General features: G+C 67.8%; 24 protein-coding genes. 13 read left to right on the top strand and 11 right to left on the bottom strand.

Annotated elements, in window-relative coordinates:
• Positions 1 to 6: 6 nt before the first annotated feature.
• On the bottom strand, positions 7 to 1,251 hold the full coding sequence (locus AC4HOU_RS10290) for an inorganic phosphate transporter (protein ID WP_490724423.1): 1,245 nt from the start codon (positions 1,249 to 1,251) through the stop codon (positions 7 to 9).
• Between the two features lie 232 nt (positions 1,252 to 1,483).
• The gene (locus AC4HOU_RS10285; RefSeq protein WP_195020148.1) at positions 1,484 to 2,692 is read right to left on the bottom strand and encodes an MFS transporter; all 1,209 of its coding nucleotides are present in this window, start codon (positions 2,690 to 2,692) and stop codon (positions 1,484 to 1,486) included.
• A gap of 75 nt (positions 2,693 to 2,767) precedes the next feature.
• Between AC4HOU_RS10285 and AC4HOU_RS10280 the strand changes: the two genes are divergently transcribed.
• Entirely contained in the window at positions 2,768 to 3,730 is a 963-nt protein-coding gene (locus tag AC4HOU_RS10280) for a TetR/AcrR family transcriptional regulator (RefSeq protein ID WP_228815169.1), read from the top strand.
• Between the two features lie 104 nt (positions 3,731 to 3,834).
• Here AC4HOU_RS10280 and AC4HOU_RS10275 read toward each other — a convergent pair whose 3' ends face one another.
• Positions 3,835 to 5,661 carry an acyl-CoA dehydrogenase gene (locus tag AC4HOU_RS10275; protein ID WP_195020150.1) on the bottom strand — a complete coding sequence of 609 codons (1,827 nt, stop codon included), beginning with the start codon at positions 5,659 to 5,661 and terminating at the stop codon, positions 3,835 to 3,837.
• A gap of 358 nt (positions 5,662 to 6,019) precedes the next feature.
• Here AC4HOU_RS10275 and urtA point away from each other — a divergent pair, with 358 nt between their 5' ends.
• The 6 genes from urtA (at position 6,020) to AC4HOU_RS10245 (ending at position 11,801) form a co-directional block, all read left to right on the top strand.
• Entirely contained in the window at positions 6,020 to 7,312 is a 1,293-nt protein-coding gene (urtA, locus tag AC4HOU_RS10270; RefSeq protein WP_195020151.1) for an urea ABC transporter substrate-binding protein, read from the top strand.
• Between the two features lie 278 nt (positions 7,313 to 7,590).
• On the top strand, positions 7,591 to 8,475 hold the full coding sequence (gene urtB, locus AC4HOU_RS10265) for an urea ABC transporter permease subunit UrtB (RefSeq protein ID WP_490724422.1): 885 nt from the start codon (positions 7,591 to 7,593) through the stop codon (positions 8,473 to 8,475).
• Positions 8,472 to 9,620 (top strand): urea ABC transporter permease subunit UrtC, encoded by a 1,149-nt coding sequence (gene urtC, locus AC4HOU_RS10260; RefSeq protein ID WP_194990917.1) that lies wholly within the window; start codon positions 8,472 to 8,474, stop codon positions 9,618 to 9,620. Before urtB ends, urtC begins: the two co-directional genes overlap by 4 nt.
• Positions 9,617 to 10,429, top strand: coding sequence for an urea ABC transporter ATP-binding protein UrtD (urtD, locus tag AC4HOU_RS10255; RefSeq protein ID WP_194990918.1), 813 nt, complete (start codon positions 9,617 to 9,619; stop codon positions 10,427 to 10,429). Before urtC ends, urtD begins: the two co-directional genes overlap by 4 nt.
• A complete protein-coding gene (gene urtE / locus AC4HOU_RS10250; RefSeq protein WP_163810354.1) occupies positions 10,413 to 11,105 on the top strand; it encodes an urea ABC transporter ATP-binding subunit UrtE in 693 nt (230 codons plus the stop codon). Before urtD ends, urtE begins: the two co-directional genes overlap by 17 nt.
• A gap of 6 nt (positions 11,106 to 11,111) precedes the next feature.
• A complete protein-coding gene (locus AC4HOU_RS10245) occupies positions 11,112 to 11,801 on the top strand; it encodes a GntR family transcriptional regulator (protein WP_195020152.1) in 690 nt (229 codons plus the stop codon).
• A gap of 158 nt (positions 11,802 to 11,959) precedes the next feature.
• On the opposite strand, the gene AC4HOU_RS10240 is transcribed toward AC4HOU_RS10245, so the two are convergent.
• Both AC4HOU_RS10240 and AC4HOU_RS10235 read right to left on the bottom strand, forming a co-directional pair.
• Positions 11,960 to 12,895, bottom strand: coding sequence for a nuclease-related domain-containing protein (locus tag AC4HOU_RS10240; RefSeq protein ID WP_195020153.1), 936 nt, complete (start codon positions 12,893 to 12,895; stop codon positions 11,960 to 11,962).
• Between the two features lie 202 nt (positions 12,896 to 13,097).
• The gene (locus AC4HOU_RS10235) at positions 13,098 to 13,475 is read right to left on the bottom strand and encodes a VOC family protein (RefSeq protein WP_195020154.1); all 378 of its coding nucleotides are present in this window, start codon (positions 13,473 to 13,475) and stop codon (positions 13,098 to 13,100) included.
• A 104-nt stretch (positions 13,476 to 13,579) separates the two neighbouring features.
• Between AC4HOU_RS10235 and AC4HOU_RS10230 the strand changes: the two genes are divergently transcribed.
• Together AC4HOU_RS10230 and AC4HOU_RS10225 are read left to right on the top strand one after the other, a co-directional pair.
• On the top strand, positions 13,580 to 14,350 hold the full coding sequence (locus AC4HOU_RS10230) for a TetR/AcrR family transcriptional regulator C-terminal domain-containing protein (protein ID WP_490724421.1): 771 nt from the start codon (positions 13,580 to 13,582) through the stop codon (positions 14,348 to 14,350).
• A 218-nt stretch (positions 14,351 to 14,568) separates the two neighbouring features.
• Entirely contained in the window at positions 14,569 to 14,793 is a 225-nt protein-coding gene (locus AC4HOU_RS10225; protein WP_490724420.1) for a hypothetical protein, read from the top strand.
• Between the two features lie 74 nt (positions 14,794 to 14,867).
• On the opposite strand, the gene AC4HOU_RS10220 is transcribed toward AC4HOU_RS10225, so the two are convergent.
• The 4 genes from AC4HOU_RS10220 to lpdA form a co-directional block, all read right to left on the bottom strand.
• Positions 14,868 to 15,419: a carboxymuconolactone decarboxylase family protein gene (locus AC4HOU_RS10220; protein ID WP_490724419.1), complete on the bottom strand. Its 552-nt coding sequence runs from the start codon at positions 15,417 to 15,419 to the stop codon at positions 14,868 to 14,870.
• A gap of 293 nt (positions 15,420 to 15,712) precedes the next feature.
• Complete coding sequence (locus AC4HOU_RS10215) at positions 15,713 to 16,417, bottom strand: polysaccharide deacetylase family protein (RefSeq protein ID WP_194992549.1); 705 nt, start codon at positions 16,415 to 16,417, stop codon at positions 15,713 to 15,715.
• Positions 16,418 to 16,427: 10 nt separating this feature from the next.
• Positions 16,428 to 17,267: a patatin-like phospholipase family protein gene (locus AC4HOU_RS10210; protein ID WP_195020158.1), complete on the bottom strand. Its 840-nt coding sequence runs from the start codon at positions 17,265 to 17,267 to the stop codon at positions 16,428 to 16,430.
• 205 nt (positions 17,268 to 17,472) lie between these two features.
• Complete coding sequence (lpdA, locus tag AC4HOU_RS10205) at positions 17,473 to 18,876, bottom strand: dihydrolipoyl dehydrogenase (RefSeq protein WP_163810373.1); 1,404 nt, start codon at positions 18,874 to 18,876, stop codon at positions 17,473 to 17,475.
• A 117-nt stretch (positions 18,877 to 18,993) separates the two neighbouring features.
• Here lpdA and AC4HOU_RS10200 point away from each other — a divergent pair, with 117 nt between their 5' ends.
• On the top strand, positions 18,994 to 20,247 hold the full coding sequence (locus AC4HOU_RS10200) for a helix-turn-helix domain-containing protein (RefSeq protein WP_490724418.1): 1,254 nt from the start codon (positions 18,994 to 18,996) through the stop codon (positions 20,245 to 20,247).
• A gap of 319 nt (positions 20,248 to 20,566) precedes the next feature.
• A complete protein-coding gene (locus AC4HOU_RS10195) occupies positions 20,567 to 21,625 on the top strand; it encodes an NADP-dependent oxidoreductase (RefSeq protein WP_195020159.1) in 1,059 nt (352 codons plus the stop codon).
• A gap of 95 nt (positions 21,626 to 21,720) precedes the next feature.
• Here AC4HOU_RS10195 and AC4HOU_RS10190 read toward each other — a convergent pair whose 3' ends face one another.
• Positions 21,721 to 22,695, bottom strand: coding sequence for a dipeptidase (locus tag AC4HOU_RS10190; RefSeq protein ID WP_490724417.1), 975 nt, complete (start codon positions 22,693 to 22,695; stop codon positions 21,721 to 21,723).
• A gap of 107 nt (positions 22,696 to 22,802) precedes the next feature.
• Between AC4HOU_RS10190 and AC4HOU_RS10185 the strand changes: the two genes are divergently transcribed.
• A complete protein-coding gene (locus tag AC4HOU_RS10185; RefSeq protein WP_490724416.1) occupies positions 22,803 to 24,860 on the top strand; it encodes a prolyl oligopeptidase family serine peptidase in 2,058 nt (685 codons plus the stop codon).
• A 17-nt stretch (positions 24,861 to 24,877) separates the two neighbouring features.
• On the opposite strand, the gene AC4HOU_RS10180 is transcribed toward AC4HOU_RS10185, so the two are convergent.
• The gene (locus tag AC4HOU_RS10180; protein ID WP_163810381.1) at positions 24,878 to 25,135 is read right to left on the bottom strand and encodes an SRPBCC family protein; all 258 of its coding nucleotides are present in this window, start codon (positions 25,133 to 25,135) and stop codon (positions 24,878 to 24,880) included.
• Between the two features lie 12 nt (positions 25,136 to 25,147).
• On the opposite strand from AC4HOU_RS10180, the gene AC4HOU_RS10175 reads away from it, so the two are divergent.
• Positions 25,148 to 25,852, top strand: coding sequence for a sigma factor-like helix-turn-helix DNA-binding protein (locus AC4HOU_RS10175; protein ID WP_490724415.1), 705 nt, complete (start codon positions 25,148 to 25,150; stop codon positions 25,850 to 25,852).
• The last annotated feature ends 30 nt before the right edge of the window (positions 25,853 to 25,882 follow it).

Raw genomic sequence — 25,882 nt, 5'->3', positions numbered from 1 at the left:
GAGCTCCTAAACCTGGGCCGAACGATTGTGGCCGGTGTCGGGGCCAGGCGCCGGGCCGTGCCGCACATCCTCGATGATGCCGGTGTCCACGGATCCGTCGCCGCCGGCCGCTGGGCCGTCACCCGGCCATTCGTTGACGTTGGTGGTGTCGACGGGGTTGCGCCGCGACCGCAGGTAGATCAGCCCGGCCAGGCCGATCAGCAGGGCGAAGACCACGAGCACGCCGGGCAGGCCGCCGATGAAGTGCGCGATGGCCCAGCAGATGGCGCCCATGATTCCGGCGGCGGGCAGCGTCAGCAGCCAGGCCACCACCATGCGGCCCATCACACTCCAGCGCACCTCGGCGCCCTTGCCGAGTCCGGTGCCGAGGATGGAGCCGGTGGCGGTCTGCGTGGTCGACAGCGGCAGGCCGAAGTGCGCCGAGGTCAGGATGATCGCAGCCGAGGACGATTCGGCCGCAAGGCCCTGCGGCGAGTCGATTTCCACCAGCCCCTTGCCGAGGGTGCGGATGATGCGCCAGCCGCCGAGGTAGGTGCCGGCCGCGATCGCGACGGCACAGGCGGCCATCACCCACAGCGGCATCTCGTCGTCTTTGGTGAGGCTGCCGTGCGCGACCAGCGCCAGGAAGATGACGCCCATCGTCTTCTGCGCGTCGTTGGTGCCGTGCGCCAGCGAGACCAGCGACGCCGAACCCACCTGACCCCAGCGGAATCCCTCGTTGACCTTGCTTTCTTCGGCGCCGCGGGTGATCCGGTACACCAGCCAGGTGCCCACCGCGGAGACCAGGGCCGCGATGACCGGCGCGAGCACCGCCGGGATGACGATCTTGGCGAGCACGCCGCTGGATCCGTCGGCCCAGATGACCCCGCTCCAGCCGAGCGCGGCCAGGGTGGCGCCGATGAGACCGCCGAACAGGGCGTGCGAGGAACTCGACGGCAGGCCGAACAGCCAGGTGAGCAGATTCCACAGGATGCCGCCGACCAGTCCGGCGAACACGATGATCAGCAGGTCGTGCCCGGACACCGCGTCGAGTTGCACGATTCCCTTGGCCACTGTCGCCGCGACCGCCACCGACAGGAACGCACCGATCAGGTTCAGCAGCGCCGACAACGCGACCGCGACCCGTGGGCGCAGCGCCCCGGTGGCGATCGAGGTGGCCATCGCGTTGGCGGTGTCGTGGAAGCCGTTGGTGAAATCGAATACGAGTGCCGTGACGATGACGATGAGCAGAACCAGCAATTCAACGGTCACGCCGTCCAGTGTGCGGTATCCGTTTTGACGATTTTCATACGGATGCCAAATCGCGTCCGTGTCGTGTTCATCTAAGATTCCGGCACTTCGGGTAATGGCCGGAGCCCACCGTATGGCCTCCCCCTTTTATCGGTTGACCGAGAGTCACACGGGCCGAGGCGAGGCGCGAGTAGACCGCTGGCTCATGTGACTCTGGCGGCGAACCGGACCAATCGGAGGATGGCGAACCGGATCAATCGGAGGATGGACGGGGGGCCATGAGGGTCAGGATCAAGGCGAGCAGCAGTAGGGCGGCGAGGGTCCAGGACAGTGCGGCGAACCCGTGCGGGGCGGCCGCGGCGGCGACCAGGGGGCCGGTGGTGGCACCGACGTAGAAGCTGAACATGGCCACCGAGGAGGCAGCCGCTCGAGCGTCGCCGCCGAGTTCGCCCGCCGATTGCAGGACGGCGGGGGCGATGACGCCGAGACCGCCGACGAGCACGGCCAGCAGCACCGTCAGCAGGGCTACGCCCGTGCCGGCCAGGGCCGCGGCGATCATGGCGGCCGCGGCGACCAGTACGCCGAGCACGATCTGGGCGTGCCGGGAGAGCCGGGCAAGCGGAATCGCCAGCAACGGCAGGGCCAGCATGACCGGGAGGGCGCCGGCCCGCAGGGCAAGCAGTTCTCCGGATCCGTGGACCAAGCCCGCGATTTCGATGCCGGTGTACACCCCGACCATGACCGCCATGCTCAGGGCGCCCGCGATCAGCATCGGGAGCAGCGCCCGGATGCGCAGCACCGCGGGGATGGCCGCGTAGCTGTGGCGCAGGGGCAGATTCGCGGCGGCGGGGGCGTCGTCGAGCATGACCGAACGCAGCGCGAAGGCGAGCACGGCGAACGCGGCGGCGGAGCCGAGGAACACGGTGCGCCACGGGAACCAGCCGACCACCGCCTGCGACACGATCTGTGCCAATACGGTCGCGGCGAGGAACGAGGTGGCCATCGACATGGTCACCACCGCCCGGTGCCCGGGTGCTATCCGGGTGGCGACATAGGCCATGAGCGCGGGTGGAATCGACCCGACGACCAAACCCTGCACAACCCGAAGCGGGATCTCCACCGACGCACTGAAGGCCAAACCGGTCAAGAGGGTGACCACCGCGGCGGTGAGCATGCCGGTGAACAGCACCCGGCGATGACCGAACCGATCCGACAGCGGCCCGAAGAGCACGAACCCGCCCGCGTAGCCGAACGCGAACGCGCTGATGATCCAGGTCATCACACCCGCTCCGACGTGCCAATCGGATTTCATGGCGCTGAACAGGGGAATCGGTACATACATCTGGCCCGTGGCGAGCAGGGCGGAGAGGACGAAGACCGGGAGGGTCTTGGCGGTCGAAGCGTGCGCGGTGGGCGCCGGGATCGAATCGGGAAGTGCGAGAGGGGCTGTCGGCGATGCCATGCGAGGAAGCGTACGTCCGCGATCGACCATTCGTCAACCAAATAGTTGGTTTAATGGAATGGTAAAGTCTTGCCCATGACGCCCAACACCAAACGCAGCGACGCCACCAGGCAGGCTCTGTTGCGCGCGGCCCGCGACGAGTTCGCCGAATACGGGCTGGCCGGCGCAAGGGTCGACCGCATCGCCGAGGCGGCGGGCGTCAACAAGGAACGCATCTACGGGCTGTTCGGCAGCAAGGACAAGCTCTTCGACGTCATCCTGATCGACAGCCTGCGCGAGTTCATGGAGACCGTGCAGCCGCTGGCCGACACCGAGGTCGGCGATTACGTCGCCAAGCTGTTCGACTACCACCACGACAACCCGAAGCTGTTGCGCCTGATGCTGTGGGAGGCACTGCACCGCGGTGCCGACGCGCACGATATCGACGGTTGGCGCGCCGACTTCTACGAACGCAAATTCGACCGCGCCCAACAGCAATTCGGCGTCGATCAGCAGCGCGCGGGCCTGCTGCTCATCGCCCTGTGCGGAGTGGCGAACTGGGCCAACACTCTTCCGCAGACCGCGCGGCTGCTACTGGGCGACGCCGCCGACGACACCGCGACCATCCGCGCGTTCATGGCCGATTTCGCCCGCGCTGCCCTGCGCTATGACCCGAGCTCGCCGGTCAATGTCTTGACCAGCCCGAGAGAGGGGGCGCAGGCCGGTACCGCCAACGATTCCCGGCCGCCCTCCGCCCCTGAATCAGCCGCAACCGAATCCGGACGCGTGGACTGCACCGCGAATACGCCCGGCGCGAGCTCCCGCGCAGCGGGCCGCACGCAACAGGCGACCGCTGGTCCCCAGGTTTCCGGTTCCGATCCCGTCGACGCGGCAGCCGAACGCCTACGCGCCGCCCAAGCCACCGTCGAAGCCGCGCGCGCCGAGCTGGCGTCGGCCCTGCGCGACGCCCACGCCGCGGGTACCAGCGCCAACCAGCTGGCCCGCCAGGTCTCGGGGACGCTATCGCGGCCCGTCGTCCTCAAACTCCTGGCGGACTAGCGGGCGGCATCCACCGCCGGTTCGAACGCCCGCTGTACGGACCTTCCGGCTACTCGGACGCCCGGCTACTTCGGGCACTGGAGATCCGGATGCCCGGCCCCCGCTCAGAACGCCGCCTCGTCCAGCGCCATGATGTCGGTATCCAGCGCCGCGATCACGTTCTTGACCGAGGTCAGCGTGGGCAGCACGTTCCTGGCGAAGAACGTCGCCACGCCGACCTTTCCGGCGTAGAACGCACGGTCCTTCTCGCTCACCTCACCGGCGAGGGCTGCGGCGGCGATCTCGGCCTGGACCAGCAGGCGCCAGCCGATGAGTAGATCGCCGACGGCCAGCAGGAACCGCACCGAACCGAGCCCGACCTTGTAGATCTCACTCGGCTCCTGCTGCGAAGCCATCAGGTAGCCGGTGAGCGTGGCCGCCATGGTCTGCACATCGGCCAAGGCCGTGCGCAGCCGTTCGCGTTCGGGTTCGAAGCGGCCGCTCTTCGCGTCGAGGAAAGCGTTGATCTGGCCGGTCACATGGCCGATCGCCAAGCCCTTGTCGCGCACGATCTTGCGGAAGAAGAAGTCCTGCGCCTGGATGGCGGTGGTGCCCTCGTAGAGCGAGTCGATCTTCGCGTCGCGGATGTACTGCTCGATCGGGTAATCCTGCAAATAGCCCGATCCGCCCAGGGTCTGCAGCGATTCGGTGAGGTACTGGTAGGCGCGCTCGGAGCCGACGCCCTTGACGATCGGCAGCAGCAGATCGTCGACGCGGTGCGCCAGTTCCTCATCGGCCCCGGAGACCAGCTGCGCCACATCCGCGTTCTGGTGTGCGGCGGTGTAGAGGTACACCGCGCGCAGGCCCTCGGCGTAGGCCTTCTGCATGGCCAGCGAGCGACGCACATCCGGGTGATGGGTGATGGTGACGCGCGGCGCGGTCTTGTCCGTCATCTGGGTCAGGTCCGCACCCTGCACCCGCTCCTTGGCGTAGGCCAGCGCGTTCAGGTACCCGGTCGACAATGTGCCACTGGATTTGACGCCGACCATCATGCGCGCGTTCTCGATCACCTGGAACATCTGCGCGATACCGTCGTGCACCTCGCCGACCAGCCAGCCGACGGCGGGCACCTCGCCGCCGAAGGTGAGTTCGCAGGTGGGCGAGGATTTCAGGCCCATCTTGTGTTCGAGATTGGTGACGAACACGCCGTTGCGCTCGCCGAGTTCCAGCGTCTCCGGGTCGAACAGGAATTTGGGCACGTAGAACAGCGACAGGCCCTTGGTGCCCGGCCCGGCGCCTTCGGGCCGCGCCAGCACCAGATGGAAGACGTTCTCCGCGGTATCGCCGACGTCGCCGCCGGAGATGAACCGCTTCACGCCCTCGATATGCCAGGTGCCGTCCGGCTGCGCGATGGCCTTGGTCCGCCCGGCGCCCACATCGGAGCCCGCATCGGGTTCGGTGAGCACCATGGTGCCCTGCCAGCCCTTCTCGTAGCCGCGAGTCGCCCAGTGTTGCTGCTGTTCGGTGCCGATGTTGTAGAGCACCGCCGCCATCACCGGGCCCATATTGAAGAACGAGGCCGACGGGTTCGCGCAGGTGATCATCTCGTTGACCGCCCACACCAGCGCCGACGGTGCGGGCGTGCCGCCCATGCCCTCGGGCAGACCGAGCCTGCTCCAGTCGGCTTCGCGCACCGTGGTCAGGGTCCGGCGCAGCGCGTCGGGCACGGTGACGGTGTGCTCGGCGGGGACGAACCGCACCGGGTCGCGGTCGGCGGCGGCGAAGGATTCCGCTACCGGGCCCTCGGCGAGGCGTTTGACCTCGGCCAGGATCTCGCGGACGGTGTCGGAATCCAGGTCGCCGTAGGCGCCGGTGTCGAGCAGTTTGTCCAGTCCGAGCACCTCGAACAGGTTGAACTCGATATCGCGCAGGTTCGCCTTGTAATGCCCCACCGCGTCCTCCTCGACTCACCGCCCGCGGTCAGCCGACCGTGAGGGTCTTCCGGCTTGTGACTACTACGAACCGAAGCGTGCCGCACCGCTCACGAGCTACGCAACCGTAAGCACGCGCCGACCTCACCGCCCCGTACTGGACGCTTGTGCGCAAGGTTTCACCTCACGGCAACGCAGGAAACCGACTCGTCATCGAGAGATATTCCGGCGCAACAACTTCTGTCTAACGTTTCGCAGCACGAATACAGGCTCTGTATACAACCCGGTCGACAGCCGTGACCGGGGCGAACGCGCAGGTATTCGGTGCGGAACCCATGCGGTGCCGCCACCACAACTGATGAGTGAGAAGGGTTCGCCCATGTCCGATTCCTCCCGATTCCGCCGACATCGCGGCAGCGTCCGATCCCGGCGTTCGGTCAAGGCCCTCGCGGTACCGACCGCGCTCGCGCTGGCCGGCGTGCTGCTGACCGCCTGCGGCGCCAGGGACGACGCCGCCGCGGACGGCTCGAACGCCGTCTCCTGTGTCGACACCGCCAAGGACACGATCAAGATCGGTTCGCTGCATTCGCTGTCGGGCACGATGGCCATCAGCGAGGTGACCGTTGCCAATTCGACCAAGCTGGCCGTCGACCAGATCAATGCCGCGGGCGGTGTGCTGGGTAAGCGGATCGAGCTGGTCCTCGAAGACGGTGCCTCGGACCCGAAGACCTTCGCCGAGAAGGCGGAAAAGCTCATCAGCTCCGACTGTGTGGCCGCGGTATTCGGCGGTTGGACCTCGTCGAGCCGTAAGGCGATGAAACCCAAGTTCGAAAGCCTGAATTCGCTGCTGTACTACCCCGTTCAGTACGAGGGTCTGGAGGACAGCAAGAACATCTTCTACACCGGCGCGACCACCAATCAGCAGATCGTGCCCGCCCTGGACTATCTGAAGCAGAAGGGCGTGAAATCGCTGTACCTGGTCGGCAGCGACTACGTGTTCCCGCAGACCGCCAACCGTGAGATCAAGGCGTACGCATCGGCCAACGGTATCGAGATCAAGGGTGAGGATTACACCCCGCTCGGCTCCACCGATTTCTCCACGATCATCAACAAGGTGCGCAGCGCCGATGCCGACGCGGTGTTCAACACCCTCAATGGTGATTCCAATGTCGCCTTCTTCCGCGAGTACACCAACGCGGGCCTGACCGCGGCCGATATGCCGGTGGTGTCGGTGTCGATCGCCGAGGAGGAGGTGGCCGGTATCGGCGCGCAGCACATCGCGGGCCAGCTCACCGCCTGGAATTACTACCAGACCGTGGACACCCCGCAGAACAAGGCCTTCGTCGACGCCTACAAGGCCGCCTTCGGCGCCGACAAGCCCACCTCCGATCCGATGGAAGCGGCCTACGCCTCGGTGTACCTGTGGAAGAACACGGTGGAAAAGGCGAATTCCTTCGCGGTGGCCGATATTCAAGCCGCCGCCGACGGCGTGAGTTTCGAAGCACCCGAGGGCCTGGTGACCATCGACGGCAGCAACCACCACATCACCAAGACCGCACGGATCGGCGAAATTCGCGCGGACGGCCTCATCTACACGGTCTGGGATTCCGGGCAGCCCATCGCACCCGACCCCTACCTCGACACCTACCCCTGGGCCGAGGGACTGAAGTAAGCCCGGCTGCCGCGGCGGATGCCGACCGCCGCGGCAGGTTCTGGACGACCGCGGTTCGCGGCCTGGTCCGGCAGCTCACGAGCCGGATGCGACGAAGCATCCCCGCCACGGGTTGCCAGGACCCATGAGGGGGCCGCGAACCACCCGACCAGCATCAGACGCCCCGCCGAGAACAGGACCACAGGGCCGGCCACGCTACGGGCGACCCCGAGGAGCCCGGTTCGCGGCCCGTGGGCCGCGAACACGCCGCGCCAGCGGCAAGAAGATACGGAGTTTGGATGGAAGTCGTTGTAGGCCAGCTCTTCACGGGGTTGAGCCTCGGGTCGATCCTGTTGCTCGCCGCGCTCGGGCTCGCGCTGACCTTCGGTCAGATGGGCGTGATCAATATGGCGCACGGCGAGTTCATCATGGCCGGTTGTTACACCACCTACGTTGTCCAGCAGGTGGTGTCGTCGGCCGGGGTGTCGCTACTGGTGTCGTTGCTGGTCGGATTCCTGGTCGGCGGCGCGTTGGGGGCGGCGCTGGAGATGGGATTGATCCGCTGGATGTATCACCGTCCGCTGGACACGCTGCTGGTCACCTTCGGTGTCGGCCTGGTGTTGCAGCAGCTGGCTCGCGACATCTTCGGGGCGCCGGCCAAGAATGTGCTGGTCCCGGAGTGGTTGAGCGGTGGTGTCACGATCCTGGATGCCGTGGTGCCCAAGACCAGAATCTTCATCCTGGTGCTCGCCGTGGTCGCGGTGACGGCGCTGGCGATCGTGTTGAAGACGACGCCGCTGGGCCGGCGGATCCGGGCGGTGGTGCAGAACCGCGATCTCGCCGAAACCAGCGGTGTTTCTTCACGTTTCACCGATATCAGCACCTTCTTCATCGGTTCCGGGCTGGCCGGTGTCGCTGGTGTGGCGCTCACGTTGATCGGTTCCACAAGCCCCACCATCGGTCAGAGCTATGTGATCGATGCGTTCCTGGTGGTGGTGATCGGCGGGCTCGGCCAGATCAAGGGCACGGTGATCGCCGCGTTCGCGCTCGGGTTGCTCACTTCGTTCATCGAGTATTCGACGACCGCTTCGATCGCCAAGGTGATCGTCTTCGTGATCATCGTGATCTTTTTGCAGGTCCGCCCGCAGGGCCTGTTCACGGTACGGACAAGGAGCCTGGCATGACCACCGCAGCGCGCTGGTTCGCGAATCCCTCGGTCCGCGTGTGGGGCGGATTCGCCCTGGCCGCGATCTTGTTGTTCGCGGTGGCGCCCGCCGTGCTCAGCGATTTCCGGTTGAATCTGCTCGCGAAATTCCTGTGCTTCGCCATCGTGGCCGCAGGCATCGGATTGGCCTGGGGGCGTGGCGGAATGCTCACCCTCGGCCAGGGGGTGTTCTTCGGTCTCGGCGCCTACATCATGGCGATGCATCTGCAGATGGCGGATGCGGCGCGGCTCGGCAACGATGTGCCGGATTTCATGGAGATCTCCGGGATCCGGGAGCTGCCCGCGTATTGGCAGCCGTTCGCGTCGGCGCCGGTGGCGATCATCGCCATTCTCGTACTGCCCGCCCTGGTCGCCGCGGCGCTCGGTTACGGCGTGTTCAAGCGCCGGGTCAAGGGCGCGTACTTCGCCATTCTGAGTCAGGCGCTGGCGGCGGCGCTGGCGATTCTGCTCACCGGTCAGCAGACCATCGGCGGATTCACCGGGCTCTCGGATTTCCGGGCCTTCTTCGGTTTCAAGCTCACCGATCCGGTCAACCGGCAGATGCTGTTCTTCATCGCGGCGGGCACCTTGCTCGCGGTGGTCGCGGTGGTGCGTCAGCTCATGCACAGCCGATACGGGGAGCTGCTGGTGGCGGTGCGCGATCAGGAGGAGCGGGTGCGTTTCCTCGGATACGACCCGGCCAACGTGAAGATCGTCGCGTATGTGGTCGCGGCGTTCTTCGCCGGGATCGCGGGCGCGCTGTTCACGCCGATCGTCGGCATCATCTCACCGGCCGATATCGGGGTCGTGCCGTCGATCGCGTTCTTGATCGGCGTCGCCATCGGCGGCCGCACCACCTTGCTCGGCCCGGTGCTCGGCGCGATCGGGGTGGCGTGGGCGCAGACGGCGCTGTCGGAGCAGTTCCCATCCGGCTGGACCTACCTGCAAGGCGTGCTGTTCATCGTGGTGGTCGGGTTCGTGCCGGCCGGGCTGGCCGGACTGTGGCCGACGCTGCGCCGCGCGATCGCCGAACGCAGACCGAAGCCCAGCGACAGCGCACCACCGGCGCAGCCGGCCGCCGAACCCTTGCCGGTGCGGACCGAAGAGAAGGTGCACACGCGATGAGCGATCACGAACCCAAGCTCGGCGGCAACGCGGGCATGTCGAGCGAATACCTCGAAGTTCGCGGCCTGTCGGTGAGTTTCGACGGCTTCAAGGCCGTCACCGAGGTCGATCTGACGGTGTTGCAGGGCGATCTGCGTTTCCTCATCGGACCCAACGGCGCGGGCAAGACCACCCTGATCGACGCCATCACCGGCCTCACCCCGGCCACCGGCTCGGCGCAGAAATCGGGCGTGGAGCTGCTCGGCAAGAAGGTGCATCAGATCGCGCGGCTCGGCGTCGGGCGCACCTTCCAGACCGCGAGCGTTTTCGAGCAGCTGAGTGTCGTGCAGAATCTCGATATCGCCGCGGGTGCGCGACGTTCCGCGCTCACCCTGCTGCGGCGGCGCAAATCGGTGCTGCCCAGCATCGAGGAGGCGCTCGAGATCACCGGCCTCGGCGCGCTGCGCGATCAGCCCGCCGGTGTGCTCGCGCACGGCCAGAAGCAGTGGCTCGAGATCGGCATGCTGCTGGTGCAGAACGCGTCGGTGCTGCTGCTGGACGAGCCGGTCGCAGGCATGAGCGCCGAGGAGCGTGAGGAGACCGGAAATTTGTTGCGCCGCATCGGCGGCGAACGTGTCGTCGTCGTGGTCGAGCACGATATGGACTTCATGCGTGCCTTCGCCACCTCGGTGACGGTGCTCGCCGGCGGCCGGGTGTTGAGCGAAGGCACCGTGGAACAGGTGCAGGCCGATCCCAAGGTGCAGCAGGTCTACCTCGGCACCGCCGCCGAATCGAACGACGAGGAGAGCGCCGATGCTCGAATTGGCTGATATCCATTCCGGTTACGGCCGGACCGAAGTGATCCACGGCGTCTCCCTGACCGTGCCCGACGACAGCGTCGTCGCCGTCATGGGGCACAACGGCGCGGGCAAGACCACCCTGCTCCGCACCGCCGTCGGCCTGCTGACCTGCAAATCCGGCAGCATCACGTTCAATGGTGAGGTGATCACGTCACTTTCGCCCTCGCGCCGGGTGCGCCGCGGGATCGCCTACGTTCCGCAGGGGCAGCAGAGTTTTCCACAGCTGACCACAGCGGAGAACCTTCAGGTGGTGGCCGACGGCCGCAAGCGCGGCAAGGCGCTGATCGACGAATCGCTCGACCTGTTCCCCGCGCTGCGCGAACTGCTCACCCGCAAGGCCGGGCTGCTGTCGGGCGGCCAACGTCAGCAGCTCGCCATTGCCAGGGCGTTGATCACCGAACCGAAACTGCTCATCCTGGATGAGCCGACCGAGGGCATCCAGCCGTCGGTGGTCGCGGAGATCGAACGCACCATCATCGATCTCACCCGGCGCGGCGGACTGAGTGTGCTGCTGGTCGAACAGCACATCGGCTTCGCCTTGCAGGCGGCCCAGCGCTATTACGTGCTGGAATCGGGCCGGATCACGTCGTCCGGCGAAGGCGGTGCGGGCGCGGAGTCCGTGGTCCGTTCGGCGATGGCGATCTGAGCCGCCGTGACGCGACGGGGGCGGATCCCGCTGAGCGCGCAGGTGTACGAGGCGGTGCGCCGCGATCTGGCGGCCGGCGCGCTGGCCTCGACCGAGCGGCTGGGCGAGGAACGGCTCGCGGATAGTTACGGGGTGTCGCGCACACCCGTGCGCGAGGCGCTCGCCCGGCTGCTCGCCGATGGACTGGTGGAGCGCCGCGCCGACGGGCTGTACCCGTTCCGGCCGCGCCTGGACGAACTCGACCAGCTCTACGAGCTGCGTAATGTGCTGGAATCCAGGGGAATCCAGCGCGCGCTCGGCGAACCGACGCACGACCTCGAGCTGGTCCGTGCCGAACTCGAGCACTGGCGTCGGCTGGCAGCACAACCGCCCGAACCCGGGCCGGCGCTCATCGCCGCCGACGACCAGTTTCACATCGTGCTGCTGCGTTCGGCGGGCAATGCGGCGCTCGCCGACGCCCTGGCCTCGGTGCAGGTGCGGGTGCGTCCGGTGCGGACCATGGATATGCCAACCCCTGACCGCATCGCCACCATGACGGCCGAGCACATCACCATCGCCGAACAGCTACTGGCGGGCGATCCCGCCGCCGCGCTGGAAACGCTGACCTCACATATCGATTCGTCGCGTTCGCATGTGATCGCGCGGGCGAAGGCGGCGCTGCGTCTGACCAAGCTGGCGCAGGTCGTGCGGGACTGACCGGGCGGTGCTCGCGTCGGGCCGCACCGATACAGGTCGTGCGGATCGAGAGTCAACGCTCGTGTCGGCACGGGCAGGTACAGGTCGGTGCGTGCGCGACAGCGTGGCGCACTGCGTATCCCTCACGGTCACGGCCGCGCAGTACCGGCCTGCGGTAGTCAGCAACCGGGCTGAAACGGCCAGCAGGCCACTGGCTCTCGCGGCGATGCGATGCCGCCTGCAGGCACCGCGGGAACCGTAGCCCGGCTCTGCGGCGTGGCGGTGGCACCGGTCGTCGTGGTGGCGGTCGGTTCGACGTCGGGTCCGTCGGTGAGCACCGCCCGCACGATCACGCCGAGCACCACGAGCGTGCCGAGCATGCCCGCGGTGAACACCACCCACGCCGCGGCGGTCTGCCTGCCGCTGTTCTCGGGTTTCGGTTCGCGGCTCGGCGCGGGGCGGGCGGGTACCGGTTTCGGTTTCGGCGCGGCGGCGTCGAACCCTTCGGTGAGCAGATCATCGCGGGTCAGCTGGATGTCGCTGCCGCAGGATCGGATGAGCGCCGAGGCCGCGGCCAGCACGCGATCGGCGGTCCAGGCGCGCGGGCCTGCGGCGAAATTCTCCAGGTAGATCCGGAATTCGGTGGTGTCGGCGGCATTGGCGACCACCACGTCCAAGCCGGGGCGCAGGGTGGTGCGGGCGGGCCGGACCACTGCCCCACGCCACGGCAACAGCACAACGGCGCCGCAGAGATGGCCTGGGTCTTGCAGCGAATGCTCCAGCGCCGCCTTCACCTCGTGCACCGCGTGCTCGAGTTGGTCGGAAACGCTGACGCCCTCGGGTTGTTCGAGGTCGGCGGGCTGGGAGCTGATGGTCCACGGCCCGCCGCCGCCCACCTCGAGAATCCCGCTCTGCCTGCGCCGGAACCCGCGCGCCTCCAGCACGGTGACCCCGCGCGGCGTCCAGACGACGGCGTCGACCTGGCGTTTTCCGCGTTCGGGGCCCACCTGTAGATCGATGAGGGCCAGACCGGTGGTCGGGAGCCTGCGCAGGCATTCGACGAATTCCCGTTCGGGCGCGGACAGTTCCGCGTCCGACTCGATCTTCACCAGCATCGTGCACTACCCCTGACGTGCGTCCCGATCCAGCCTTCGCTCCCGGCGCCGGGCCACGCACACGCAGGGCCGCCGCCCGAGCCGTTCCGCTAGATGATGACGCCCCGCACGAGGGAAATCCACCCGAATGGCGACGACGGGCGCGCGGCGGCACCTCGGCGCGCGGTGTACCCGCAGCTCACCGCGGCCGGGTGCCATTCGGTCAAACCCACTGGACCAGTTGGTAGAGAATGCCGTTGGGGTCGGCCATCTGGAAGTAGCGTTCGCCCCATTCCTCGGTTTCGATCGGTGTGACGATCGGGACGCCTTCGGATCGCAGGCGCGCGTATTCGGTATCGATGTCGTCGACGACGAACACCACGAGCAGGCCTTCGCCCGCGCTGCCCGCGGCACTGGCCGGCTTGAAGCTCTTCAGGCCGGTGCGCAGGTAGATGAGGCTCATGCCCGCGTCGTCCCGGGCGAGCGAGACGAACCCGTCGGCCGACATCTTCTCGGTGAACCCGAGATGATCGGTGACGAACTTCGCCGAGGCCTGCGGGTCGGCGACATTGAGCGAGATGGCGGATTCGGTGATGCGCATACCGGGCTCCTTCTGATGGCGGTTCTCTTTACTAAGTACGCTATACTTTGTAGAGAAATTTCTGATACGCCGCATTGTGATGTGAATCACTCTATGGAGGTGGGATGGCCGGGCCGAAGGAACGCAGTAGCGCGGGAGACCCCGTACGGACCCTCGAGTTGCTGTGGCGGGTGCCCAGCTCGTCCGGGCGCGGGCCCAAGCAGCGCAGCAGTGTCGACGAGGTGGTCGCCGCAGCCATCGAGATCGCCGATGCCGAGGGCATCGGCGCCGTGACGATGCGCGCGGTGGCCGCCCACCTCGGGCTCACCCCGATGGCGACCTACACCTACGTCCCCGGCAAGGCCGAGCTGATCGATCTCATGCTCGACGCCGTCTACCTCGCCATGCCGCGCGCCGACCTCACCGGCCTGCCGTGGCGCGAACGGGTCGCGACCGTCGCCGCGGAGAACCGCGCGATGCTGACCGAGCACCCATGGGTGGCCTACATCCCGACCACCCGCCCGCCGCTCGGCCCGGGCCAAACCGCCAAATACGACCACGAATTGCGCGCCTTCGACGGCCTCGGCCTCGACGACGTCCAGATGGACGCCGCCCTGACCTACCTGCTCGGCTTCGTCACCTCCGTCGCGCGCATCGCGAACGACACCGCCGGCGCCGCCGCCGACACCTCCATGACCGACAGCGAATGGTGGGAACGCGCCGCGCCGCTGCTCGAATCCCTCATCTCCCCAGACCGATACCCGCTCGCCACCCGCATAGGCGCCGCCGCAGGCGCGGCCCACGATGCCGCCTACAGCGCCGATCACGCCTACGAGTTCGGGCTCGCCCGGGTGCTCGACGGACTGGAAAGATTGATCGGCCGCGCCGGCACCTGATCGACAAGCCTTGTGCCACAGCAAGATCGGTGCACATTGCGCGCACCGGCTGCGACAATGTGAATATGCCCGACGTTCGTGCTCATATCAGGAACGGGCGTCCGGTCCGCGCCCATGACCGTCGCCCGTCAGGACGCAGATACCGATCACCGCGTTATCACCACTACCGCGTCAGGCGATCATCGCGGAGCTTCGGCTCCCCGTACGGCACCCGGCCCGTGGCCGCCACCGAACGCGACACCGATATCGACAGCATCTTGGGCATCGGCATCATGTGTGTGTTCTTCGGCCTGATCGCTGGGCTGGTCGCGCTGGTGGTGAGCACTGCCGGGTCGAGCGGAGTCGATGCCGAACGGCAGCCGCCGCCGGTGCCCGTTCCCGCGCCGCCGACGGCTGCGAAACCGCCGCCGCCCCCGTGCTATCCGTTCCAGCCCGCGTGCTGACGTCACCGCTCGGCGAACAGCCACGGTTCGATGCCCGTGACGCTCGCACAGCAGACGCCGCGTCCCGGTCGGTGCTAGTGCTTCATCTCGTCGCGTTGAATGCGCAGCGCGGTGATCGTCGAGGCCAGGCCCTCGTACTGGTTTGTCAGCAGGACGATTTCGATGAGGTGGCGGTCGTCGTAGTAAGTCGCCAGCTGCTCCCAGGCGGCGTCGTCGATGTCACGGGTGGTGACCAATTGGTCGACGGCGATGAGCAGGGCCCGATGCTTTTCGGACCAGCCGGTGGCGTCCGGGCCGGTGCACACCCGGTCCAGGATCTCGGGGGTGACGCCGGCGCGCTTGCCGAGCTTGATGTGATGGTCCATCTCGTAGTCGCAGGAGCGCAGATGCGCGACCCGCAGGATGACGAGTTCGGATTCGTGCCTGGTCAGCTTGCCGCCGGGCATGAGCTTGCCGGAGTAGTGCAGCCAGCCGCGGAACAATCCGCCGGTACGGCCGAGGGTGCTGAACAGATGTGCGTCCGCGGTGCCCGCGGCCCGCGAGAGCACCTGCCAGACCACCCAATTGATCGGTCCCAGCTGACGCAATCGCCCCGGGGACACACGTGGTTGCGACGTCGAAACCATCTGCGCTCGCCTCTTTCACGAAACTCGGTGCACCCGGCCGTGCGACGACCGGACGCGCAGGCCCTGCCCGAGCCTACCCGCGCCTCGGCTGCGGGTGGGGCCCCCGGAGACCACCCACCAGCGTCCGCGGTGCGCGACAGCCCGCGCCCACCGAGTTCCCGAGTTTCCGAGCTGCCGAGCTGCCGAGCTGCCGAGCTGCCGAGCTGCCGAGCTGCCGAGACGATCGGGCCCTCCTCGGCTCCGGGTCCGGCCCCGACATGCAGAGCCGGACCTGCCCTGCGGACAAGGGCCTGCTATCGCCCGAGCAGGTCCGAAACGACGACGAACCGGTACCCGTCGGCCTTCAACGCGGCAGCGATGCCCGGGATCGCGGCCAGGGAATTCGCCCGGTTCCCGAACATGACGTGCAGCAGGATGATCGAGCCGGGTCGCACCTCTGCCACCGTCTGCTCGACGATCCGCTCGGCGCTCGGCGCGCTCCCGGAGTCGGGCTCCACATCCCACATCACCGTGGTCGTGTCGTGGTCGGAGAGATACTTCGGCAGCGTCCACAACTTTTTGCCGTAGGGCGGGCGGAAGGTGATCGGGCCCTGGTATCCGGTCCTGCGGATCTCGGTGTCGGTACGGCCCACCTCGTCGGCGACGGTGCCTGGCGTCACGAACACCATGCGCCGGTGGTTGTAGGTGTGGTTGCCGATCTCGTGACCGGCCGCCGCGATCGCCGCGCCGAACTCCGGATGCACGGCCAGATCACGCCCGTTCAGGTAGAACGTGGCGGGCACCTCGGCCTCGGCCAGCACCTTCAGTACCTCGGGAGTTTTGGTGGTCGGTCCGTCGTCCAGCGTCAGTGCGACCACCTTCTCGTCGGTGTCGACTCGATCGACGATCCGGCCGGCCAACTGGAAGGTCCGCGAGTTCATCAAGTAGTAGCCGCCGACGGCCAGCACAACGACCACCACCAACGTCACCGCCGCGCCGATCAAGACCCGGCGCTTCATCGTCGGCCCGTCATCGGTTCGGCCACACTTCTTTCAGTCGCGCGGCCGCCTCGGCGGCCTGGCGTACGCCGGCCTCGTACGCGGGTTGCAGCGCGGCGGTGCTGAACAGGTCCACTCCGAACGCTTCGATGGCGCCTGCGTCGGGCACGATCGAGATCTCCCGTCCGCAGCCGTGCTCACGGTCGGCGCGGCTGCGCGGATACACGTGTGCCAATGGCTCCATGATCACCACGACGTCGGCCCCGGCGGCCAGATCGGCGTTGATGCTGGAGCGGTAGCCACCGTCGTAGTAGTGGCTGCCGTCGATCGGGATGGGCGGGAAGACACCGGGCACGGCCGTGCTGGCGGCCAGCGCTTGCGGGAGAGTGGCGACGTCGTCGCGGGTCCACGGCCGCAGTTCACCGGTGCCCGCGTCGATGGCGGTGATCACCAGGTCCGCATCCGGCCAGTCCGCGAAGCCGACCAGCGCGCCGATCCGCTCGATATGCTCGGCCGGCTCACCGGTCCTGGCGGCCAGAGCCAGCTCGCCGATCCGCCTGCGCATCTGCCGCGGATCCTGCCCCCGCCGGCCGATGAGGCCGGTGATCTCCATCATGACCGTCGAATCGTATTGCACGGGAGCCGAATCCGACCGTTCGGCGGCCAGCAGCCGCGACAGCTCGCCGTCGCCCGCCAACACCGAGCCGACCACAGCGCCCGCGGAGGTCCCGACAAACCGATCCGCACGCGTCAGATCGATTCCCGCCTCCCGCAACCCGACCCCGAGACCGACCAGCCAGCAGATCCCTACCGGCCCGCCCCCGCCGAGCACCAGCGCGATCCGGTCCTGTTCCGCCGCCACATCAGACATGTAGGCAGGCTAACGAACACGCGCGTGATCCGCTGTGGAACTTCCACCGAGGCGGCCGATCACCGAATGAGGTCGGCAGCATCGACGCATCGACCGACGACCGCGCGGTGAGCCGCAGCGCATTGATCAGGCCCATGAACGCAAGCGACCCGGCGCGGTGCGGGTGGCACCGGCGCCGGGTCGGCAGGGACCGATCGGTTCGCGATCAGAAGTTGATCATGTGCCCCGCGAGGCCGTGGATGGCTTCTTGCAGGGCCTCACTCAACGTCGGGTGGGTGTGCACGTTGCGGGCGAGCTCGTTGACCGTGAGGTCCCACTTCTGGGCCAGGGTCAGCTCCGGCAGCAACTCGGAGACGTCGGGGCCGATGAGGTGGCCGCCGAGCAGTTCACCGTGCGTGGTGTCGGAGATGAGCTTGACGAAACCGGTGGGATCGCCGAGGCCGTGCGCCTTGCCGTTGGCGGTGAACGGGAAGGTCGCGACCTTCACGTCGTAGCCCTCGTCGCGGGCCTGCTGTTCGGTGAGACCGAAGCTGGCGACCTGCGGCTGACAGAAGGTGGCGCGTGGCATCATCCGGTAATCGCCGAGGGGCATGGTCTCCGCACCGCCGATGGTCTCGGCCGCGACCACACCCTGCGCCTCCGCGACATGCGCAAGCTGCAGCTTGGCGGTGACGTCGCCGATGGCGTAGATGTGCGGCACATTGGTGCGCATGTAGTCGTCGATCGCGATGGCGCCGCGATCGGTGAGCGCCACGCCGGTGTTCTCCAGGCCGTAGCCCTCCACCCGCGGCGCGAAGCCGACGGCCTGCAACACCTTGTCGACGGTGACGGTCTCCACCGAGCCGGACTTGTTGTCCTTGATGCTGACGGTGACCTTGGAGCCGTCGTCCTCGATGGACTGCACGGCCGCACCGGTGGTGATGGTGATGCCGAGCTTCTTGTACGCCTTGGTGATCTCCTTGGAGACGTCGGCGTCCTCATTGGGCAGCGCGCGATCGAGGAACTCGACGATGCGCACGTCGACCCCGTAGTTCTTCAGCACGTAGCCGAACTCCATGCCGATCGCGCCCGCGCCGACGATCAGGATGGATCCGGGCAGGTCGCGGGTGAGGATCTGCTCCTCGTAGGTGACGACGTTGGCGCTCAGCGAGGTGCCGGGCAGCAGCTTGGTGACGGTGCCCGTCGCGATGATCACGTTGTCGAAGGTGACGGTGTCGGTGCCGCCGTTGCTCAACGCCACCGAGAGGGTGTTCGGGTCGGTGAAGGTACCGAGACCGTCGTATTCGGTGATCTTGTTCTTCTTCATCAGGAAGTGGACGCCCTTGACCCGGCCGTCGGCGACCTTGCGGCTGCGGTCGAACGCCGCGCCGAAATCGAAGGACGCCTCACCGGAGATACCGAAGGTCTTCGCTTCCTTGGTGAAGATATGAGCCAGCTCCGCGTTGCGCAGCAGCGCCTTGGATGGGATGCAGCCCACGTTCAGGCACACGCCACCCCAGTATTTCTGCTCGACAATCGCTGTTCGCAGGCCGAGTTGAGCGGCACGAATCGCGGCGACGTAACCGCCGGGACCAGCACCGAGAACGACGACATCGTAGTGGGAAGTCACGGCTTCGAGCCTAACGCTGTTGCTGGAAGTTCACTCGCCTATCCCCCGCAATGGTGAGGAGTCGACGGCTACTCGTGAGTAGTTATTCCAGCTGTCGCGGGTGGTTACGGTGGTCCCGTGGTTACCGGGCGATACGGCAGTGCCGGTCTCAGTGCCGCGACGATGTCCGGCGGGGCCGAATCGCGGGCGCGAACGAGACCGCGGGCCGCGAGCACCGCCCGCGCCGAACCGGGCCGATCGGATCGGTTCAGCACCTCGCCGGATACCGGGCGCCTCGGCCGGTCAGACGAGCGAGTGGGCTCGTATGTCGCCCGGAGCGCCGAGGCGGACCACGTCGACGCGCGAGTGCACCGGGGCGCGGCGGCCGACGCCGACACGCTGGGCGGAACCGCCTCCACCCAGCTGATCCGCCTGGTCCGCGACACCGCGCTGCGGGCAGGCATCGCCCCCGAACGCCTCGCGACGATTCATGGCACCTCGGACGACGCACTGCGCGGCGAACTCGACCGGGTACCGATGCGCTCGCTGATCCAGCTGTGGGAGCTGCTCGCTAGCGCCGGGCCGGGTGCCGGGCTCGCCGTCGTCGAGGACGCACCGCTGGGCCGGCTCAGCACCTGGGACTATCTGATCACCACTGGCGCGACTCTCGCCGATTCGCTCACCGCGGCCCAGCCGTACCACCAGCTCGTCACCGCCGCGACCGAAGGTTTCGATCTGCACCATGCTGGTGAGCTGACCGTCGGCTACCGCACCGGGGCGGGCGATCCGGCGGTGGCCTCGGTCGTCAACGAGTACGTGCTCGGCTACTACCTGCGGCGGGCCCGCGAAGGTCTCGGCAGGAACGTCGCCCCGGCCCGGATCACCTTCAGCCATCCGGCTCCGCGCGAGCACCGGATGCTCACCGAAGCGTTCGGCACCAGCCGCATCGAGTTCGACGCGCCCGCCGACACCATCACCTTCGCCGAAGCCGACGCCCTCGCCCCGCTGGTCCGCGCCGATCCCGCTCTCGCGGAGCTGCTGCGCAGTCACGCGGATCTGGTGCTCGCCGCCGCGCGTCCGGTCGCGGGACCGCTGGACGAATTTCGTAACGCCCTCGCCGCTGCCATCGACGCGGGCGCTCCCACCCTCGCGGAGGTCGCGGCCCGGGTGGCGATGAGCCCCCGCAGCCTGCAACGACGTCTCGCCGACCACGGCACCACCTGGCGTCATGAGCTCGATCGGGTGCGATATCGCCGCGCCGAGGAGCTCCTGAGCGCCGGATCGACGACCGCCACCGTGGCTGCCCGCCTCGGCTTCACCGACGATCGCGCACTGCGCAAAGCGTTTCGGCGCTGGAGCGGAGCCGCGCCAGGAACTGTTCGGCGCCGCTGAGATTCAGCCCGCGCAGCCGGCACCGGAGCCCGACCAGTCGGCTGCCGACGGGGCCGGCGGCGGGCATCGGGGCGCCCGGGCAGGCACTCACCGCGACGACCGGACCGGCGTGTTCGGTACTGCCGTGCCGCACTCTGCCCGCCGGTAGCGCCGCGTCCGGCGGCGACGAGTCCCACTGCGGCTGGGCTGCGACTGGCTTCGTCGGCGGGCGGCGCGTCCGGACCGGTTCGTGGCATGCGCGGACCTGGGATGCGTCCCGGAACCGCCATACCTTCGTCGTATCCGGACGGACAGTCCGCGAAGCGAGAGAGGCACAACGATGCAGATCACCACCGGACAGCAGATTGCGGCCAACGAGCAAGCTCACTCGCCCGCCCCCACCACCACCCGCGAAATCCGTTTGGCCGCACGTCCTTCCGGTGCGCCGACCGCGGCCGACTTCGATCTCGTCACCACGCCGATCCCCGACCTCGCCGACGGCCAGATCCTGGTCCGCAACACCTGGATGTCGGTCGACCCGTACATGCGCGGCCGCATGGACGACAAGCCTTCCTACATTCCGCCGTTCCAGGTGGGTGCGGCGCTGGAGGGTTCGGCGCTGGGTGAGGTGATCGCGTCCCGGTTCGCCGGAATTCCGGTCGGCGCCACCGTCACCCACTTCGCGGGCTGGCGCGAGCACGCGGTGATCGACGGCGACACCGCCACCGTCATCGACCCGTCGCTCGCCGAACCACACCACTATCTCGGCGCTCTCGGCACCACCGGCCTCACCGCCTACGCGGCGCTGACCGACGTGGCTCCGGTCCGCCCGGGCGACACGGTGTTCATCTCGGCGGCGGCGGGAGCGGTCGGCAGCGTGGCCGGGCAGATCGCGCGCGAGCTCGGCGCGAGCCGGGTGATCGGTTCGGCGGGTGGCCCGGCCAAAACCGAATTGCTGACAACGGAATTCGGCTTCGACGCCGCCATCGACCACCGCGCCGGCGACCTCGCCGGCCAGTTGGCGCAGGCCGCGCCCGAGGGCATCGACGTCTACCTCGACAGCGTCGGCGGCGAACACCTCCGCGTCGCCGTCGAAGCGATGCGTCCGCACGGCCGGATCGCCCTGGTCGGCGCCATCAGCGGCTACAACGGCGACTCCACCCAGCGGGGACCGGACCTGTTCCTGGCCGCCACCAGGGAAATCACCCTGCGCGGCATGCTGGTGAACAGCTACTTCCCGATCTTCGGCGAATACATCGCCAAGGCCGCCGGATGGCTCGCCGACGGCACCCTGCGCACCCGGCACACCGTGTACGAAGGTCTCGACCAGGCCCCCGCCGCCTTCCTCGGTGTCCTCACCGGCGCGAACTCGGGCAAGATGCTGGTCCGCCTCGGATGAGACGCGGACTGCTCGCCGTCAGGGATGGGGCTCGTCATCGCCCCGCCCCTGGCCGCCCGCAGCGCCGCCGGCGAGCGTGGTCGATGCGTCGACCGTCAGTCGACCCAGACCTGCTCAGCGACCCGGCGGAAGTTCCCGCCGAACACCGCGGCTCGGTCGGCTTCGCTGAATCCGCGCTCGGCGAGCACGTTGTCCAGTCCTGGCACCTCGGCAAGGCCCAGCAGGTCTTCGGGTGGGGTCCATTGCAGGGGGCCCCACTTGGTGTACGCATCGGAGAAGGCGCCGGGATTGGTGCGGATCTCGTGGTTGAAGTCCTCGGCGTCGAACGAGTAGTCGGAACCGATGCCGATGTGGTCGATGCCGACCAGTTCCGCGCCGTATTCGATGTGGTCGGCCATCGCCAGCACCCGTTCGGCACGTTCGTGCTCGCCATTGCGGCCGAGGAAGATGCCGACGCCGTTGATCCCGATCACGCCGCCGGTGGCCGCGCAGGCCCTGGCCTGATCGTCGGTGATATTGCGCGGATGCTCCCAGACCGCGTCGAAGTTGGCGTGGCTGTAGATCATCGGGGCCTCGGTGAGTTCGGCCAGGTCCAAGCCGGTGCGGCGGGAGCAGTGCGCACCGTCGACGAACACGCCCGCCTCGTTCAACGCGCGCACCAGGTCGCGGCCGTAGCCGGTGAGCCCGGTGTCCTCGGCATCGAGGCAGCCGCAGCCTGCGGCGTTCCCGTGATTGTAGGTGGGCAGCAGCGAGCGGACGCCCAGATCGCGGAAGCGGGCGACGTTGTCCAGGTCACCGTCGAGCGGGGCCGCGTCCTCGAGGTCGAAGGCGAGTGCGATGGTGTTCGGGTCGCCGATCTCGGAAACCTTCGTGACCAGCCGGAACCGCCCGTCGGCGTGGGCGTCGGCGCGAAATTTCTGCAGTAGGGCGAGGGTGTCGGCGCTCGACTGCGGCGAATAGCCGACGTTCACCGACAGGTACGACCCCAGCGGGTAGCGCGCCAGCTCGCTGACGTCGGCGGTCGGTAGCAGCGGCAGGCAGCTGTGCTGCTCCCACAGAAACGGCGGCACGGCAACCTCCTGGATAGTTCAGTATCCGAGCAGCTCATCCTATGTCTCGCCGCCGGCGGCCGAGGGTAGCCGCGTGGCGGTCGTCACCGCTGGGCAACAATGTGAGGATGAGCGGCGTTGACGAGGAAGTGACTGATCCGTATCTCTGGCTCGAAGAGGTGACCGGCGAGGCCGCCCTCGACTTCGCCCGCTCGCATAACGACGTCGTGGTCGAGCGCTTCGCCTCCGCCGACCGGTTCACCGAGTTGCAGCGCCGCATCCTGGACATGCTCGACACCGACACCAAGATCGCCTACCCGGGCCGTCGCGGGCAGTGGCTGTACAACTACTGGCGCGACGCCGAACATCCGCGCGGACTGTGGCGGCGCACCACCTTCGACGAGTACGCCACCGACAACCCGGACTGGGATGTGCTGATCGACCTCGACGCCGTCGCCGCCGAGGAGGACGAGAACTGGGTGTGGGGCGGTGCGGGCGTGCTGCGACCTTCGCAGAGCCGCGCGCTCATCTCGCTCTCTCGCGGCGGCGCCGATGCGAAGGTGGTACGCGAATTCGATCTGGAGACCAGGAAGTTCATCGCTCCGGAGGATGGCGGGTTCTTCCTGCCCGAGGCGAAATCGCAGATCAGCTGGATCGACATCGACGCGGTGTACGTCGGCACCGATTTCGAGCCCGGTTCGCTCACCGATTCCGGGTATCCGCGCATCGCCAAGCGCTGGCGTCGCGGCACCCCGCTCGCGGCGGCGGAGACGGTGTTCGAGGGCGAGGCCGCCGATGTGGCGGTGTCCGCAGGCTACGACCGGACGCCCGGCTACGAGCGTCACTACATCGGGCGCGCCATCGACTTCTTCAACGAAGAGGTGTACCTGCTCGAGGCCAACGGCACCTGGCGTCAACTGGAGACACCGCTGGATGCCAGTGAATCCTGGTACAAGGACTGGTTGCTGGTGCGGTTGAAATCGCCATGGGAGGTCGGGTCGACCACCTACCCCGCCGGCGCGCTGATCGTCACGAACTTCGACGATTTCCTTTCCGGTGGACGCGATTTCGAGGTGCTCTTCGAACCCGACGCCCACACCGCCTTGCACGGCTACGGCTGGACCGAGAACCATCTACTGCTGGTCACACTCGAGGATGTGCAGACCAAGCTGTACGTCCTCACTCCCGGCGCGGACGGCTGGCGCCGCGAACCGCTCGCCGACACTCCGCCGATGTCGACCACCGGCGTGCTGAACCTCGACCCGCTCGAGGGTGGTGACGAATTCATGCTCACCACAAGCGGATTCACCACCCCCGCCACGCTGCTCGCCGGTTCCGTCGGCGGCGAGACCACCCGCCTCAAACAGGAACCCGGCTTCTTCGACACCGACGGCATCGAGACCGAACAATTCTTCGCCCGCTCCGATGACGGAACCATGGTGCCGTACTTCGTCATCCGCCACCGTGACCACAAGGACTCGCCACAGCCGACGGTGATGTCCGGGTACGGCGGCTTCGAGGTATCCCGCACCCCCGCCTACAGCGGCGCCTCCGGCATGGGCTGGCTCGAACGCGGCGGCACCTGGGTGATGACCAATATCCGCGGCGGCGGCGAATACGGTCCCGAATGGCACACCTCGGTGCAGAAAGCCAACCGGCACAAGGTGTACGAGGACTTCTCGTCCATCGCCCGCGACCTGGTGGCCCGCGGCATCACCACCCCTGAACAGCTCGGCGCCGTCGGCGGCTCGAACGGCGGCCTGCTCATGGGCGTCATGCTCACCCGCTACCCGGAACTGTTCGGCGGCATCGTCTGCCAGGTCCCGCTGCTGGACATGAAGCGCTACCACCGCCTGCTGGCCGGCGCCTCCTGGATGGCCGAATACGGCGACCCCGACAACCCCGAGGAATGGGAGTACATCAGCAAGTACTCCCCCTACCAGAACGTCCGCGCCGACAAGCAGTACCCACCCATCCTGCTCACCACCTCCACCCGCGACGACCGCGTCCACCCCGGCCACGCCCGCAAAATGGCGGCGCTGCTCGAACAACTGGGCCACCAGGTCTGGTACCACGAAAACATCGAAGGCGGCCACGGCGGCGCCGCCGACAACAAACAATCCGCGTTCCAAGCGGCGCTGATCTACGAATTCTTCACCCAGATGCTGGTGGAGAAGCGGGGGTAGGAGTTCGACGCCTTGGCCTACGCCGAGGGGCCTTCACCACGCTCGAGCAGTTCTTTCAACCGCTGATGGCTGGCCGGTGCGCCCTTGGCCGCCACGCGCCGAACCATTGGCACCAGGGCGGTGGCCGCCCCGCGGCCGTCGAAGTCGAGGGTGAAGGTCACCCGGCAGCCGTGGTCACCGCGCGGCTCGACGGTAATCGTCGCGGCCGGGCGGATCGCACCGTCGACCCCATGCGCGGCCCAGAAAGTGGATGGCTGACCACTGTGGTCGGCCATATCTGCTTGGACATGCTGCGCACCCGGACCTCGCGCCGAGAGGAGCCATTCGACCAGCGCCTACCCGAACCGGTCATCACCCGGGCGGGCGTAGACCCGGAGCAGGAGGCGGTGCTCGCGGATGCGGTGGGGCTCGCGATGCTCATCGTCCTCGGTACGCTCGCGCCGGCCGAGCGGGTCGCGTTCCTGCTACACGACATGTTCCAGATGCCGTTCGACGAGATCGCCCCGATCGTCGGCCGAACCGAGGCGGCGGCGAGACAGCTTGCCAGTCGTGCCCGTCGACGAGTCCGGGCCGCACCGATGCCCGATCCCGACCTCGGTCGACAGCGTCGGGTGGTCGACGCCTTCCTCGCCGCGGCGAGAGCCGGTGACCTGGACGCCCTTGTCGCGACTCTGGACCCCGATGTCGTCGTGCGTGCCGAAATCGGCGGCGGTGTGGTCAGGCACCTCCGAGGCGCATCGGAAATCGCCGAGCAGGCAATCGCGTTCGCGTCGCGCGCGGAGAACGCCCACCCGGCACTCGTCAACGGTGCTGCCGGTCTGGTCGCGGCGAGTCACGGTCAGCCGCTCGCCGTACTGGCCTTCACCGTCGCCGGAGGCACGATCGCCGAGCTGGACATTTTCGCCGACCGTGAACGCCTGAGCCGCCTGGACCCGGCATTTTTCGGCGACGAGCGGGCATCCGGCACCCACGACCAAAGGTACTATGGCTGACATAGCTATGGCACCCATCGAAGGAGTGGA

It is taken from the genome of Nocardia sp. JCM 38205 (genome assembly GCF_058222935.1).
This window is presented reverse-complemented; position numbering and strand designations above follow the sequence as displayed.